At 39.7% G+C, this 15799-nt stretch carries 13 protein-coding genes and 1 pseudogene; all 14 read right to left on the bottom strand.

Going from position 1 to position 15799, the window contains the following annotated elements:
- Window positions 1-11: 11 nt before the first annotated feature.
- The 14 genes and pseudogenes from CVD28_RS28565 to CVD28_RS05225 all read right to left on the bottom strand — a co-directional run bounded on the left by CVD28_RS28565 (window position 12) and on the right by CVD28_RS05225 (window position 15598).
- The gene (locus tag CVD28_RS28565; protein ID WP_257985759.1) at window positions 12-788 is read right to left on the bottom strand and encodes a hypothetical protein; all 777 of its coding nucleotides are present in this window, start codon (window positions 786-788) and stop codon (window positions 12-14) included.
- 70 nt (window positions 789-858) lie between these two features.
- The gene (locus CVD28_RS05165; protein WP_101591316.1) at window positions 859-1692 is read right to left on the bottom strand and encodes a hypothetical protein; all 834 of its coding nucleotides are present in this window, start codon (window positions 1690-1692) and stop codon (window positions 859-861) included.
- Window positions 1693-1864: 172 nt separating this feature from the next.
- Window positions 1865-2733 (bottom strand): annotated as a pseudogene (locus CVD28_RS29190) (hypothetical protein).
- Between the two features lie 363 nt (window positions 2734-3096).
- Window positions 3097-3894 (bottom strand): SDR family NAD(P)-dependent oxidoreductase, encoded by a 798-nt coding sequence (locus tag CVD28_RS05175; RefSeq protein ID WP_101591317.1) that lies wholly within the window; start codon window positions 3892-3894, stop codon window positions 3097-3099.
- Between the two features lie 135 nt (window positions 3895-4029).
- Window positions 4030-5421: an SLC13 family permease gene (locus tag CVD28_RS05180; RefSeq protein ID WP_180953962.1), complete on the bottom strand. Its 1392-nt coding sequence runs from the start codon at window positions 5419-5421 to the stop codon at window positions 4030-4032.
- Between the two features lie 104 nt (window positions 5422-5525).
- Window positions 5526-6797, bottom strand: a complete 1272-nt coding sequence (locus CVD28_RS05185; protein WP_101591319.1) for a TRAP transporter large permease — start codon at window positions 6795-6797, stop codon at window positions 5526-5528.
- A gap of 36 nt (window positions 6798-6833) precedes the next feature.
- Window positions 6834-7340: a TRAP transporter small permease gene (locus CVD28_RS05190; protein WP_101591320.1), complete on the bottom strand. Its 507-nt coding sequence runs from the start codon at window positions 7338-7340 to the stop codon at window positions 6834-6836.
- Window positions 7341-7370: 30 nt separating this feature from the next.
- A complete protein-coding gene (locus CVD28_RS05195; RefSeq protein ID WP_180953964.1) occupies window positions 7371-8390 on the bottom strand; it encodes a TRAP transporter substrate-binding protein in 1020 nt (339 codons plus the stop codon).
- Between the two features lie 158 nt (window positions 8391-8548).
- The gene (locus CVD28_RS05200; protein WP_180953966.1) at window positions 8549-9649 is read right to left on the bottom strand and encodes an LLM class flavin-dependent oxidoreductase; all 1101 of its coding nucleotides are present in this window, start codon (window positions 9647-9649) and stop codon (window positions 8549-8551) included.
- Between the two features lie 124 nt (window positions 9650-9773).
- Window positions 9774-10883 carry a cupin domain-containing protein gene (locus tag CVD28_RS05205; RefSeq protein WP_101591323.1) on the bottom strand — a complete coding sequence of 370 codons (1110 nt, stop codon included), beginning with the start codon at window positions 10881-10883 and terminating at the stop codon, window positions 9774-9776.
- Window positions 10884-11282: 399 nt separating this feature from the next.
- Window positions 11283-12575: an MFS transporter gene (locus CVD28_RS05210; protein ID WP_101591324.1), complete on the bottom strand. Its 1293-nt coding sequence runs from the start codon at window positions 12573-12575 to the stop codon at window positions 11283-11285.
- Between the two features lie 181 nt (window positions 12576-12756).
- A complete protein-coding gene (locus CVD28_RS05215; protein ID WP_101591325.1) occupies window positions 12757-13884 on the bottom strand; it encodes a cupin domain-containing protein in 1128 nt (375 codons plus the stop codon).
- Window positions 13885-14147: 263 nt separating this feature from the next.
- Complete coding sequence (locus tag CVD28_RS05220; protein ID WP_101591326.1) at window positions 14148-14651, bottom strand: DinB family protein; 504 nt, start codon at window positions 14649-14651, stop codon at window positions 14148-14150.
- A complete protein-coding gene (locus CVD28_RS05225; protein ID WP_101591327.1) occupies window positions 14648-15598 on the bottom strand; it encodes a fumarylacetoacetate hydrolase family protein in 951 nt (316 codons plus the stop codon). The genes CVD28_RS05220 and CVD28_RS05225 overlap by 4 nt, the downstream gene beginning before the upstream one ends.
- Between the last annotated feature and the right edge of the window lie 201 nt (window positions 15599-15799).

The following is a 15799-nucleotide window of genomic DNA, read 5'->3' on the forward strand; positions in this document are numbered from 1 at the left end:
GCTTGTTATAGTCATGTATTAAGATGAAAAGCAAAATCATGATGTTTGTAAATCAATGTAAAGTTTTCATCCTGGCTTAAACCTGTTTCTAAATCTTCAGGTGAAAATAAAAAATAATCATTATAAAACTTGTAATGACCTCCATAGTAATAGGATAACCATATGAGTTTTGAACAGTAAATGGATTCCCATAGGTCATCCAGCGGAGTTTTCGCAGTAAAAGAAAAGACAGGATTTTTCTTTCCTTTTGCTGCATTGTCTTGAAAGGCGGCAAAATATGAAAGAGCAAAATTTGCCGCTCCCTTTCCCATTTCATCTGATTTAGGGCGATAATGGGCATATAGCGGATGGGCAGCGGTAAACTGTTCAATCGTGTCTTTTTTGATGTAAGGACGAATAATTATAGCCTCGACAACATGGCTATCGTCTACAACAATTGCTGAGTGTCCCATATAACCCGGGGGGAATCCATTCACATTGTCACTTGCAACAAGAATATCTCCCGGCTTAAAGTCCTGCCCAAGATTCCTCGACGTATCACTATTAAACTGAAATCGATTGACATACCCTATTGCTTCTTTGTTTTGCAGGAAAGATCCCGAAACCGTAAGACGATGGGTTCCATTACCTAAACTGCTTGTATCAAAGTACATCTCAGAACGCGGGTAAAACTGTCCGATACAATGCTGGTCCACGAAAAGATAAAAAGGCAAAAAACGAACTTCACCTTTCATTTTTAATTTTAAAATATTGCCCATTTGATAGATTTGAAAAAGATTAGTATTCACTGTTATCACCACCCACCCATACTATATTCAGGGTGGGCTAATGTGGTGATAGATGTTTGAAAAGGGATGTTTATTTTACATCAATACTTGTTAACATATTTTGGCCGTTCTCATTTTTATAATAGGACACTATAACCCTTCCATTTTCAGGAATGCTCTCCCAATCAACATTCTTCACATTTCCAATTTGCAGTGGCAGAGTTTCCATTTCCGTATTTACATGAATGGTAATGTCGTCAATTTTACCGGCATAAGCCCCTTCTGCTTTGATGATGTCCTCCTGCTTTTCCATCTTCATTTCAATATAAGTTAAAACGTACTGCTCTTCATTATTTATAAAATATTCGATGATAACAGGTGAATTATCTGGAATGCCGTCCCAGTTAAAATCCTTAACCATCCCATCCTGCAAACCTAATGTTTCATTGCCTGTATTTATTTCTACCGAATTGCCATCGATCCGGCCTGTGTATATCCCTTCCGTCCTTATGACTTTAGCCTTTTTTGCTGCAGCATCCTGGCTACTTTTTTCTATATTATTTTCTTGAGAGTGAGTGATTTCAAATTTCGTTAGTATATTTTGGCCTTTATTATTTTTGTAATAGCTGATTATAACAGGTGCCTTTTCCTCAATGCTGCTCCAATCTATTCCTTCTACTTCTCCTAGTTGCAGTGCCATTGTTTCTGAATCAGTAATTACTTCAATCGAATTCCCATCAATTTGTCCTGAATAGGCAGCCTCTTCTTTAATAATTTCCTTTTTCTCAGTATCGCTGCTGCTCTCTTTGTTTTCCTTTACTTCAGTGTGGGTTTCTTTTTGCTTTACTTCCTGTTTAGCCGTATTTCCGCATGCTGCAAGTGCAAGGGATAAACAAATTATAAAAACAAGACTTAATTTTTTCATATTAACCACCTCTTATTTTCTCTTTTCAAACATTTGACGTGATTAATGAATCATTCGTTACATGAAAAATTGGCGACTATGCACTTTCCTGGAAATTTTGAACTTTATGGAATGCAGCTTTAATCAAACTGTCCAGTTGGTTTTGTTTATCGTTAAATTAATCCGCATTTCGCTAAGCATGAAACTTCCAATAGCCAAACATTGTATATACCATTAGCAAAGCTCCGCAAAAGGTTAGAATATAGCTGATTGATACTCCTATAGACAGCAGCAAGGAAGTAAAAGCAAATGATAATGGTGCTAAACCGTTAGAAGCAGCAGTATTAATGCCCTGAACCCTGCCCATTTGCTCTGGCATAGTATTTTCCTGGATAAGTGATCTCATAGGAATATCTCCGGCAGCGATTAAAAATCCGATCGTTCCTGTAATCACGATGAGCTGCCATAACGATCCGGCGTGGCCAAAAAGGATAAAGACAAATCCCATGATAAACAAGCAGATTAACGAAATTTTCCCCCTCTTTTTTCTTGGATTCCATAAAGCAATCATAAAACCGCCCAGAACCATTCCGGTGGAAATAGCTCCCTGCACAAAACTTAACGCTGAAGCATTTCCTTTAAGCACCTCATTCACAATGATCGGCCCAGCGAGCCCTCCAGGCCCGGTAATGCACAGGTTGACGATAATCCCCATAGCCATGCTGCTTAAAGGAAGCAAAGAGGCAATAATGTCACCGATATGAACGGTTAATGCAGCCCGGTACATATGTGATGTATAGGAATAGGCAGTCGGGGGAGGAAAGAATTTCTCCTTTTCCTCATCAGTAATCCCAAGCAGTTTTGAAAACATTTCATGCAAGGCCAATTCTGCCTGATACGTTCCTTGGGTATGTGCCGCCATTCTTGAAGTAGTATGGAGTCCTCTGCATTTGCTGCTGCAAGGTCTTGGACTCTGGCAAAATGGGATAAATAATAGGCATCCTGCATGACATAAAATTTAAAGCACTCAAGTGATAATGTGCCTTCCCCAATCCCTTTCACAAATGGGTGGTTAATGCTTGCTTCCCAAATATCATCGGCCGCCTACCGGACTTCCTTTGATAACTCATGTATTTCCTGCTCTCGCACTGAACCTATCTCACCTGACAAGAATTCGATGCAAGAAGAATCTGCTCAATTACCCCTGTGTACAAGTACAAAAAAAACAGTTTTTAGGAAAAAACCCTTCCGTACAAGAAGCGTATCCCTCTACATTTGCAAAAAAGCCACTTTCCTAATACTGCAAAGAAAGTGGCTTAGTTTTTGAAAAACCAAAGACCCTCATTAACCAAAACTCCACTTCCCTACGCTGATTTATAACAGATCAGGTTCCAAGAGTCTTAAGCTAAAGGGTTCAATTAAATTCTAGACCCCTGTTGTTTGCCCACCATCAATGATAAATTCTGTACCTGTTATAGATGATACACTGTTAGAACATAGCAGGAGTGTCATTTTTGCAATTTCATCAGGATCTACATATTTTCTCAAAGGTATAGAGGAATATACTCCTTCCTTTTCTTCCTGTAAAGAAATACCTTTTGCTTGTGCCCTTTGAATCGCGAGCCTTTCTGCCCTTTCTGTTGCTGTAACCCCTGGAGAAATGGCGTTTATCCGAACGTTATGTGCTGCCAGCTCTTTTGATAACCCTTTTGTAAAATTTAGTATGGCAGCATTGGTTGTGCTGCCTGGAAGAAAAGTAGCAGATGGATTTCTCGCAGCAATCCCTATAATATTTATTATATTGCCATCTCGTTGTTTTATCATAAAAGGAGCTATTCCTTTTACCATACGAATATAACCAAGAAACTTTAGGTTCCATGCTTCTTCAAAATCCTGGTCAGTCAGATCAAAAAAAGAACCAGCTCTTGCTGAACCTGCATTATTAACTAAAATATCAATTTTTCCGCAATGCGATACAGTTTTTTCAATGACGTTGCTGATATCTTCTTTCTTTGACAAGTCTCCACTTATCGTAAAAACACTGCATTTATCATTTAATCTTACTTTCTTTATCTCTTCTTCAGCCCTCTTTAATCTTTCCAATTCACGGCCAACAATAATTACATTTGCTCCTTCTTTTACAAATGCCTGGGCAATTGCAAGGCCAATCCCCGCACTTCCACCTGTAATAATCGCATTTTTATTGTTTAGATTAAAATCCATAAAACTACCTCCTAATCTTACAGTTTCTTTATTGTTTCCTGCTACACTGGACCCTAATTCCCCTAAGCTGCCATTCTTCTTTTTTTCTCGCTTCAATAAGCGCTAGTATCATTGCATCAAAAAATCCGGCAGCCATTATTTTGTATAAAAAGCATCAATCCACTGCCACCAAGGAATATAAAATAAGGCTACTGAAATTAAAAGAGGTACAATCATTACACTTCCCAGAATAACGACTGGTTTTTGTGTATAACCCCCATTTTTTTCACCTAAACCAATCATGACGTCCATTAAATGAAATGGGAAAAACCACTGCGCTTTTGAGCATAAATAAATGATCATGGCCCCTACCATCGGCTCGATTGAAAAAGCTTCTAAATATGTTACGAATATGGGAATCAATAGACTGATCAGAGCAAAGGCGCTGCCTACAAAAAAGTGTATGAAAATTCCTATGGCTGTTAACAATAGTCCGATAAGCATCGGGTTGGCTAATGCTAAATCTGGCATGATCCAATTCGCAAGGGTTTCACTTAATGTCGTATGTACAACTACATTCCCAATTGCCAATGCTGCAGTCATGAAAAATAATATGTCAATTGGAACTGCTTTAAAGTCTTCAGCCTTTAATAAACCTCCAATCCTGGGCATCGCTAGGCCAGTAATGGCTATTACCCCAACCCAAGCTGGATGTATTCCGTGCCACAAATCTGTAGCCCAAAGAATAATTGCCAGCGTAAGCCAAAATAGCACTTTCTTCTCTTCCATATTCATAGGTTTAATAGAAATTTGATCGTCTTTAAATTCAAGGGACTGGCTCTTTGTTTTTGGGCGAAATACCAACAGGTGTGTTAGGCAAACCAAAATATTTAAACCTATTGACGGAGGTCCCATTAGGATAAACCAGCCCAGCCAAGTCACGGCTTCACCTGCAAGCTCTGCAGTAGAAATGTTTAAAACACTGTCGCCTGTCAAAAAAATAAATGAATTTACAGAAGCTGCCACGAAAACTGATAGCCCCACTGAAGCACGCTCTTCTTTTGAAAGCTCCATTTGATCCCATATCGATTTAACGATAGCCAGCATGATAAATGCTCTTGCAAATGGATGTGGTATGATTAGGCTAAAAATGATCCCGACCCCATATATAAGGATAATCAGCGTCCTATAATTTTTTACAAATGGCCTGAACATGTATAAAGCAAGCCGTTGTGCGAGTCCGCTCTTTTCTACTGCCTTTGCCAGGAAGAAAGCAGAAATCACTAAGTATATCATCGGGCTTAACCATAGTGAAAAGATAACATTAGGAGGGGCAAGATCAAAGATTGAAAATAACATTAGAATTACAATACTGGTATACCCGCTAGGCAAAAGCTGCAGGGCATAAAGAATGATTGCCATGATAACAAAAGATAGGGTCAATCTTGGAGAATGTGCTAGTATTTTATCAGGGATCAAAAAATAGAGGGACATGCAAACCAATAAGGCTAACCCTATTAACGCAAGCTGTGTTGATTCACGCTTCAACTTGAACATCTCCCTATGGAAGCTCATATTTCAACATACTTCCCAATATAAAAGATATGGACCATACTCCAATGTAAGAGTATGGTCCTGCAAATATTAAAGTGTTACACAAGATCTGGAATCCAAAGTGTAAGCTTAGGTACATAAGTCACCAACGCTAATACAATAATAGCGACAACTAAAAATGGGACTAAAGCTCGTGATAGCGTTTCCATCTTCACCTTAGTTATGGATGAAGCAATGAACATTGCAGTCCCAACCGGAGGTGTAATTAATCCAATGGTCAAATTAATACAAAGTATGATCCCAAATTGCACCGGATCGATACCGAAAGACACTGCCACTGGTAATAACACTGGCACCAATATTATTATTGCTGCAATTCCCTCAATGAACATACCGATAAACAAAAACAATAGATTACACAACAGTAAAAATACAATTGGACTATCCGAGAAGTTAATCAGAGATTGGGCTACCAGTTGCGGTATTCTCTCAAAGGTTAATACCCAGCCGAATATGGTTGCCATTGCGATGATAAAAGTAACAACCGAAGAATTAACTGCTGTGTTGATAAAGATCGTTGGCAAGTCTCTGAACTTTAGTTCCTTATAAAAATACTTGCCCAAGACTAAGGCAACAAAAGTAGCAACAGCAGCTGATTCAGTAGCTGTAAAAACTCCGGACATTATTCCGATTATGATAATTAGTGGAATTGACAAAGCTGGAAGAACTGACACAAACGACCTAACGATCCTATTAATGCTGGCTCTTTCCGTCTTCGGAAAATTCGCTTTTAATGAAATGAAGTAAACCAGCAGTATAAACCCTAAGCCAAGAATTATTCCAGGTATAATGCCACCCATAAACATCTTTCCGATAGAAACCTCCGCAGTTACAGCGTATATAATGAACACCATACTGGGTGGGATAATTGGGCCAATGAGTGCGGATGACACAGTTAGCGCGGTGCTGAATTCCCTTTTATATCCCTCTTTTTCCATGGCAGGCACCATAACTTTACTCATCATTGCTGTTTGTGCATTTGCAGAACCCATGATGGCCGCTAAAAACATATTGGCTACTATATTTACATAAGCCAAACCACCGCGAAGATGACCAAGCAAAACTTTGGCGAATTCGACTAAGCGCGTCGTTATCCCACCCTGGTTCATGATTTCTCCTACAAGTACAAAAAGAGGAATAGCCAGCAGACCATAATTAGAAACACCACTAACCATACGCTGAGGGGCTGAGGCAAGCAAAGCAAGATTTTCTATTGATAAGATATATAGCAGAGTTGTAATTCCTAGTACATATGCAATAGGTATTCCTAAGAATAGGAGTACAACAAATCCGATAACGATGAGCATCATTTATCATCCTTTTTAGGAATTTACACACATTATAGATTATTTATTAATTATTAGATTTTTAATATTTTCCAGACTGAAAATAGTGATAACAAGCATAGAAAAAGGAAAGATGGAATAAGGAACCCACATAGGGATATGTAATGCAGATGATGTCGCCGCTAATACGTTGGTCGAATTTATCCAAATGTATCCATAAAATAACATAATAATTGAAAACGTAATGATTAGGATCTGCACTATGATCACGACTGCTTTCCTAATCTCTTTAGGAAAAATATCGGTTAGGATAGTAACAGAAACCATTTCATTTCTACGGATTGCCAGGGATGCACCCAGAAACGTTATCCAGGATAATAATAAAATAGCAAGCTCATCTGCTCCTACTAATGGGGATTTTAAAATATACCTGCAAATTACAGCAATGACCAGGACGAGGCTCATAGCCCCGACACTGATCACAATCAAAGATTTAACAAATTGCTCCAAACCTTTATTGATTTTGTTCAACACACCACTTTTCACGACATTGTCCTTTGATTGCATATTGCTACCTCTCTTTATTTACTACTAGGCTTAGTCTGCACTTACAGATTTTGCTTTTTCAATGAACGCCTTAATTTGCTCATTTTTAGAATACTTCGAGTGAATTTCATTGGCCTTTTTCGCGAAAGGCTCTATGTCTATTTCATTCACCTTGCCTCCCTTTTCCTTGAAAGCCTCAAGGTTGGATTTTTCCCGCTCAATGTTCAGTTCACGGTTATGCTTAATCGCAGCATCTATTGAATCATTAATAATTTTTTTGTCCCCATCTGACATTCCATCATACAGGGCTTTGTTCATCACTATACCACCTGGCCAGACCATATGGTTCATTGGAGTAAACTCTTTGCCCACTTCATAATAGTGGCCTGACATTAAGGCATCCAGATCAATGTCGATTGCATCAACGACTCCTGTTTGAAATGCAGTATACAATTCTGGCAGCGGAACTGGGGTAGGACCTGCTCCCAGTAGTTTCCACCAGTCTGTAATCGATGGACTTGGAGAGACACGTATAGGCATTCCTTTCACATCTTCCGGTTTAGTTACAGCAACGTCTTTAGTGAGGACGTGCCTCATCCCGGCAAAAACATAGCCTAACCCTTGTACTCCTTCGAGATTGTCAAAGAGTACCTTCGCTTCATCCGTTTGAGCCATATCAAATGCATCATTATGATCCTTCATGATAAACGGCATAAACCAGGAACTAAAAGATTCATCATGATTTGAAAGCTCAGCAACTGTAAAGAATCCCATATCTAACGTACCGGATTGGACCTGCTGAATCATATCAGGCTCACCCCCTAATGAGGCATTAGGAAAAAGGTCAAGAGTAATACGGCCATTGGAGCGTTTTGCTAATTCTTCTTTCAATACGAGAGCGCTTTCATTCCATACATGCTTGTCAGGAGCTATGTTCCCTAGCTTGAGTGCATATTTTTTCTTTTCTCCACCTGAACTTGAACTGGTCTTTTGTGTTTCTCCACCGCCACATGCAACAAGCAATGATACAATCATTACAAACACAACTGTATTAATAAAATATTTTTTCACAGACATCCTCCCTTAATGTGCTTAGCTATTCTTTACTTAATCTATTAGTATCCAATTATTTCAATCTCTTACCTTTATCCTTTACAAAGTTTTCTGCATCACTAATCAGGGTCTTTCTTAACTAAACTTCATGTTGTTCTCCACCCAATTCCTGCGTTTTATGCATTTACTTTAACAGAGGATTCAACTGTCTCTTCTTTTTGATTAAATCTCGGCATTACCTTTTCAGCGAAACGTTCAATGTTCTTTTTAGCCTTAATGAATTCCAAACCTCCGAAATGCTGTTGCAGCGTTAGGTGCCCTACTCCGAAGCGATCAGTGACCTCCTTTATGATTTCATAAACTTCATCGGCAGTACCAATGGCAGCGCGTTTTTCACTGACAATTTTTTCAAAAGTCATTGCATCAAGCATCGAAGGAAGTGCATTGTATTTTTTATAGTCACTTGACACCTTTTTATTCCAGGTGGATGCGGCTTCTTTAAATACTTCCACATATTCCTGCATGCAGTCGCGTGTGTCTTCATATGCTTGTTCAGTCGTATCCGCAATATAAGTATGTAGGACCATCATTATATTGTCTTTGGTCGGCTCGCCATGTCCACTGTTCCGATAAGCATTCCGGTATAATTCAATATGTTCTTCCAGCACATCGAAATCGGCCAAATAAGGAACAACCATCAGATTCCGGCCAAGCCTTCCAGCCTCTTCATAAGACTGAGGTGTTGCTACGACAGCCTGCCAAACAGGGGGATGAGGCTTTTGGGTAGGGATTGGCAGTGATTGGACATCCTCCCACTGATAAAACTTCCCTTTAAAAGAAAAGTGTTCCCCCTTCCAAGCTTGTAATACAGCCTCAACTCCTTCGTTAAACCTGTCACGGCTTTCATCCATGGAAACACCGAAAGCATCAAATTCACCAGGAATGAAAGCGCGTGCAAAACCAACGTCAAGCCTGCCACCGCTTATTGCATCAAGCATCGCAAGTTCGGCAGCCTGCTTTAATGGGTGAGAAAATGCCGGTAAAACACATCCAGTAATCAACCTCATTCTTTTGGTTCGAGATGCAGCAGCTGCAAGGAAAATCAGTGGATTTGGACTGTATCCACCATATGGATAAAAATAATGCTCCACCATTTTTACACTTTCGTAACCCAGACTGTCAGCAAGTTCGGTTAGTTCCAATGCTTCGTAAAAATATTGTTCCGCAGACTTCGTTTTAGGTCCACGGTCAGGGAACAAGTCTAAACCAAATTTCATTTCTTCTACCTCCAGTTGATTTCGTGCAAATAAATACTTAACATAGTTTACTATCATTATCAGCCTATGCTTTTTTCAGGAAAAGAATCATCTTACCAATATGCAGATCATTGAGCCGCTCTTATTATTCCTTACTCTTTACCAGAATGTTAGGTTGAAAGACATCTTTAATTTCCTGGTTACCCTTCGGATGTTCCTGTTCTTTTTCAAACCCTAGTAATTCCATAATCGGCAAATCATTAATAGAGAACAAATAGGAAGGCTCCTCTGAAGTATTGACATGTTCGTGCCATGCCCAGGTAGGTACGACAAATACATCTCCTTTACTCCATTCGAATTTCGTTCCATTAATTATGCTATATCCAGAACCACGGAAAACATGATAAACAGTGCTATGCACATGCCGATGAGCTTTAGAGTGAAAACCAACTGGCAGTTTTTGCATCCATGTACCGATATGTTCATTAGCGCTACCGCCATTGTTCGGATTAATGTACTCGATACAGACCCCATCGTAAGAGTTTGGATTAAAGTCGGATAATGAATCCAGGGCATCTTGTGTTTTATCCCATTTGTAATTGGCAAGTGGAGAGCGATATTTCTGCTCAGCGTTATGGTCCTGAATTGGCCTTACCATCCCGTTCGCATATTTTCTAATGGAATAGTTTTCAGGAAATTCAACTGGCTGATAAGTACGCTCATCTGCCTCAAAGAAACCGGCATTTACTGCGTTAACGAACGGAATATCTAATGTATCCAGCCAGAACATAGGTTCAGCGCCATCATGGCCATGCTCATGCCAGCACCAGCTTGAAGTTAATAAAAAGTCGCCTTCATCCATAGCAACTTTTTCTCCATTTACAACTGTGTATGCTCCTTCTCCTTCGATGATAAAACGCAGTGCGGTCTGGCTATGCCTATGTGAAGGCGCTTTCTCGCCAGGCATGATCATTTGAATGGCTGTAGTGAGTGTCTGTGTAGTGCTTCCTCTCCAGCCAATATCTGCAAGCCCTGGATTTTGGAGCATTAATACCCGTCGGTCGCTTCCTTTCTCTCCAGGCTTGATTAGCTTGCCTGCTTCAGTCAGTTTTTCTTTAATAAGTTCCCATTTCCATAAATAAGGAACTACCTTAGTTACAGGTTCCTTTGAAATCGTCGTTGGCCCTGCTTCCCACAATGGACAAAAGTTATGTTGGACTACATCCTCATAAAATTCTTTTAAATTCTGCGCCATTCTATCACTCTCCCAATTGTTATAAAATTCAAATCCGAAAAAGTATAATAATCACCTTCTGTAGCCTCCGAATTTTTTTCATTAAACCAAAACGCATTAGAACTAATATGCTTGAAACATAAGTCAAAAAAGTAAACTGACAATTTGAAGAGGTGCAACAAAAACATTTTGCCCCACTTTTTATTGGGGAGTAACCGCCTTGTTAATTACTTTGTTACGAAGTAATAGATGATATCTTCTTGAGGTTTGTTAACGTTAAGTGAATAGTATTCACTAATGTTGATTTTATTATGGCATATTATATATAAAATTACAAACAATTCAGAATGCTTTATTTATAATCAAATTGAAAAGGAGTATTGTGAGAGTGAAATTTCACAACAATCATTTTCTGTAGAGTCAAACGTTCGGCTGGGTTGCAACCTCGATTTTTTGTGTCTTTTTAATTCCAAGAACAAAAAGAGTTGCTAAAATACATAGGACACCAGCTGTAATAAAAGTTAAAGTGTAGCTATGATTCAGTTCAAACATAAATCCACCAAGATATGCTGCAGCACCAGAACCTAATTGATGTGCGGCAAACAGCCACCCATAAATCACAGCACCCCATTCATTTCCGAAATGATCCGAGGCAATACGGACCGTCGGAGGAACGGTCGCAATCCAGTCAAGACCATAAAATATAGCAAAGCCTGTTAACATAAGATAGGATTGTGACTCAAGTGCATATGGGAGGATAAGCAAAGCTATGCCTCGAAGCGCATAATACCAAAAAAGCAGCCAGCGATTATCAAATCTGTCCGACAACCAGCCGGAAAAGATTGTACCTATTATATTAAGGACGCCCATAAAAGCAAAAATACTGGCGGCATGTACTTCCGGTATCCCATGATGACTTGATGCGGGTATAAAATGCGTACCAATAAGGCCCGCCGTCGAAGCACCACAGATAAAAAAGCTTGTTGCCAATAACCAAAAAGGGACAGAACGGATACCCATCCATAATCCTTCAAATGCTGTTGCTATAGGATTCTTTTTACTTGTTCTTGATACTTTCACTTCAGTAGGATCAGCCCCATAGGGTGAGATGCCTTTATCGGAGGGGTAATCTCTCATCATATAAAAAATTATCGGAATCATGACGATCCCTAAAACAACGAAGATAGCCAGGGAAATCCTCCAGGAATATAGCCCAGTGACATAAGAAAGCAATGGCAGAAAAATCATTTGTCCTCCAGCAGTAGCAGCCATCAGTACTCCCAGAACCATACCACGCTTCTTAGCGAACCAGCGGTTAGCCACTGTAGCGGAAAGGACAGTTAGAAATACGCCAGCCCCAAGCCCGATGATAATTCCCCAAATGACCATTAGATGCCATATTTCATTCATTACCAGACTCAAAAGCATTCCTGAAACCAGTACAGCCATAGCAGAGACCATCATCTTTCTCACTCCGAATTTTTCCATTCCGGCAGCGAAGAAAGGACCTGAAAATCCATATAAAGTCAGGTTAACAGCAAATGCGAAGGAGATTATAGACCTGCTCCATTTAAACTCCTCTTCCAATGGGAGCATCAACACTCCCGTTACTGAACGAATCCCCGAAGCAACCAATATCGCAATAAAGGTAACCCCGACAACAATCCATCCATAATGCAAAGAATCATTACCCTTTTTTTGTTGTCTGAACATAAATTAACCTACCTTTTTCATCACTTGTATTGATCACAATTATTCTATACGAGTGATGTAACCGTTCAATGCATGTTTCTAAGCGATTACTTAAATCGAGTTGGCACTGTGTTTTGTGAAGTTGAATAAACTTAAGAGCTGCTAACGATTCGGTCAACAGCTCTAAGCATATTTTGTTTTATTATCTAGAAGGAACCGCTTCAGGAACGAACTCACTCTTAATTTCCTGATGTCCATTATTTTCCTGATATTCTTCTTCCCGTTGAAGCCCAAACTTTTCGATGACAGGGATGTCATGAACTGAGAACAAGTATGCATCTTCTTTAGAAGTAACCACATGCTCATGCCAAGCCCAGTTAGGAATAACGAAATAATCACCTTGTGACCATTCGAATTTAACACCATTGATTACAGAATAACCAGATCCTTTATATACCTGGAACACAGATGAACTAGTATGACGGTGCGCCTTCGAATGGAAGCCTGCAGGCAACTTTTGCATCCAGGAAGCGATATTTGGATTAGCTGTTTCTCCTGTTGAAGGATTGATGTACTCTACTGCATAACCATCAAACTCATCTGGTTCAAACTCGCTTAATCCTTCTAATGAAGCATTTACCTGTGACCACTTGAAGGAAGCTAACGGTGCAATGCTTGGCTTACGGTCACTGATCGGCCTTACCATCCCGCCTTGATATCTTTTAATGGAATAATCGTCTGGAGTAGATGGTTTTTCAATATGATCTGGATGTCCTTCAAAGAAATTTCCATTAAGGAAATAAATTAACGGAATATCGAGTGTATCCATCCACATCATTGGGCCTTCTCCTTCGTGTCCATGTCCGTGCCATAGTCCGGCAGGTGTGGTGAGGAAATCTCCTTCTTCCATGATGATTTTCTGACCCTGAACGATTGTATATGCTCCACTGCCGTGTGTGATAAATCGCTGGGCACTTTGAGTGTGGCGATGCGAAGGAGCCACTTCACCCGGTAATATTAGCTGGATAGCTACATAAATCGTATTAGTAGCTGATCCCCATCCCCATGGTTCGCGATTTTTTAGTCCAGGATTTTGCAAATAGATGGCTCGTCTCTCTCCGCCTCGATCTGGAGTGAAAATATCTTTTGCTTTCATTAATTGATCATAAATAGTTTCCCATTTCCACAAAAATGGGATTGCTTGCGGCTTTGGTTCTTTTCCTGCCAATACAGGAATCGCGCTCCATAGAGGTCCAAGATTGTGCTTTGCCAATTCCTCATTAAAATCCTTAACTTCTTGACTTTGCATAAAAGCATTTGCTTCTGCCATTCATGTATACCTCCTTTTATTTATTCACTCTGTTAAACTCGTCTGTTGATTTCTGCTCCAGGCGCTCTCTTTCCGCGGGCGGTTAGGGAGTCTACTCGGCGTTGTACGCCTGTGGGGTCTCCCTCAACACGCTTATCCCGCAGGAGTCTCGCACCTTCCGCTACAATCAACATAGTGGCAAAATCAGAAATGAACTTTAGCATAGCCTATTTATTAAAAATGATAATAATCAAAACCGTTTTTTTTTGCGATAATAGGTCTGGTTAAACGTTTGTATGGTTTTCATCAAATTGTTTTTGTACGCGCTTTATTTGTGTAATGTGTTTTTCTAAATGTTCAACAATAAAGTGCTCCACCAGGAAATGCATGTTCTTAACACCAAACTTTGGATTTCGGTGGGGGGCTTCAATGGACAAATCTTGTTCTTTATACTCATTGAACGCTGTCAAAACTTTATTTTTTGCCTTTCCTATTCCCTCCATAACTTCAGGGAATGACCTAGTGTGGGCTTGTCTTACCGCATCTAACCTAGCAGGATCGTCAAACCCCCTTCCCCAAGCAGCGTCTGGAGTTGAGATAACTCTGTTCAGTTCATCTACCCAGTAATTTAAAATTTCCTCAACATGGGCCAAGACTTGCACGATTGACCATTCATCCTCACTGGGCTTCCAGAATAATTTCTCATCAGAAATACCATCGACCAGTTTCGTTATTTGATCGATTTCAATTTCAATTTCAGATTTATATTGTTCGACCGTTTTACTCATGAAATGACCACTCCTTGCTTTATTTCTTTTACCTTATTTTCTATTGCGCCAATCTTTTCAACTTCTACTTTTACAACATCGCCATCTTTCAAAAATACTTGCGGTTGCATTGCGAAGCCTACACCTCCTGGGGTTCCGGTGCAAATAACGTCCCCAGCTTCCAAAGTCATGATATGTGACAGAAATTCAACCAAGTATGGAACATCAAATACAAGGTTATCCGTGTTAGACTTTTGTCTAAGTTCACCGTTTACGGTTAGTGAGATATCCAATCCGGCAGGATCAGGAATTTCATCAGTTGTGACGAGCCATGGTCCCATCGGCGCGCTGCCATCAAGGTTTTTGCCCTGAAACCACTGTAATGTGCGTCTTTGCAGATCTCTTGCTGTAACATCATTAACTATCGTGTAGCCCGCAACATAATCCAAGGCATCTTCTCTAGTTACATTTTTTGCCTTTTTTCCGATTACAAAGGAAAATTCTGCTTCATAATCCAATTGTGTAGTAATGGCAGGCAGTGGAATTTCATCATTCGGTCCATTTACAGCATTGCTGAACTTAGCGAAGACGACAGGGTGTTCAGGGATTTCCCTTTTCATTTCTAATATATGTTCTCGATAGTTATGTCCCACACAAAGGATTTTGCCGGGTTTTGTAATAGGAGCTTTGAGAGTTACATCTTTAAGATCATGAACTAATCCATTGATAGTTTCCTGATTTTCTAATGCAAATTCTATTGCCTGTTCAGCCGCTTTTTTACTCGCAGTTCCACCTGCTAGAAATTGAACACTACAAGATGGAAGCAGCGAATCTGCTATCTCCTGGCTCCGTGCAATATCCTGTCCATCCAGGGAATGTTTGTAGGAGCTATTAAGATCAATGATTCTGTTATCAATTACGGCACCTATTTTTTCTGCATTATTATTTTGAAAAGTTACTAAACGCAAATCCTTACCTCCTAAAAAACTTAGATTTGTTATCGCCTTACATGGAAAAGCAGAGGTGGTTGCACCGCCTCTTAACTACTCTTTTCTTTTTTTAAATACCAGGAGTTTCGGTTATTAATAACCTTACCTTCCTTACGCAGTTTTCTTAAGCTAGAGGAAATATGAGACTCAATGTTCATATATTCATTCTGATGTATATTA

This window comes from Bacillus sp. M6-12, assembly GCF_002860285.1.
GTDB lineage: Bacteria > Bacillota > Bacilli > Bacillales > DSM-1321 > Peribacillus.